This is a genomic window from Vibrio sp. B7, assembly GCF_963888765.1.
Lineage (GTDB): Bacteria > Pseudomonadota > Gammaproteobacteria > Enterobacterales > Vibrionaceae > Vibrio > Vibrio anguillarum.
In genome coordinates this window covers 1-641 of the sequence record NZ_CAWPKR010000030.1, presented here as the reverse complement: position 1 = coordinate 641, position 641 = coordinate 1, and the positions used below count along the sequence as shown (strand labels likewise).

1 tRNA gene and 2 rRNA genes are annotated in these 641 nt (G+C 42.9%); all 3 read left to right on the top strand.

The annotated features are described in order from the left end of the window. Positions 1 to 69, top strand: a 16S ribosomal RNA gene (locus tag AACV32_RS09570); the annotation flags it as partial. Between the two features lie 88 nt (positions 70 to 157). Continuing rightward, positions 158 to 233: transfer RNA gene (locus tag AACV32_RS09565), tRNA-Glu, on the top strand. 307 nt (positions 234 to 540) lie between these two features. Beyond that, positions 541 to 641: ribosomal RNA gene (locus AACV32_RS09560) — 23S ribosomal RNA — on the top strand; the annotation flags it as partial.

Genomic DNA, 641 nt, shown 5'->3' with positions numbered 1-641 from the left:
TGGTTCATGACTGGGGTGAAGTCGTAACAAGGTAGCGCTAGGGGAACCTGGCGCTGGATCACCTCCTTATACGAAGATTACACTGATGAGTGTCCACACAGATTGATGGTTTATACAGTTTAAGAGACGAGGATGTTCCCAAACATTCTTACTTAGTGTCCCGTTCGTCTAGAGGCCTAGGACACCGCCCTTTCACGGCGGTAACAGGGGTTCGACTCCCCTACGGGATACCATCTTTAAATGTTCTTACGAGAATCTTTAAAAATGGTTTCTTTCTTTAGTAGAAAGTCAAATCGTGCTCTTTAACAATTTGGAAAGCTGACTGATAACAACGAACGTGTTTGTTGTTATCAAATAAAAGTTCTCAACATCAATACGTTTAACGTATTGATACCAAACACATTCAAGTGTTCTTGGGAAAGCTTACTACGGTAAGTTTTCAAAATTGAGTCCGGCAAAATCAAACGTCTCTCGCTCATTCAAATAATGAGAGACAACCTTGGTGACTTGTCTGCAACACGAAACTTCTTCGGGTTGTATGGTTAAGTGACTAAGCGTACACGGTGGATGCCTTGGCAGTCAGAGGCGATGAAGGACGTAGTAACTTGCGATAAGCGTAGATTAGGCAGTAACAGCCACTT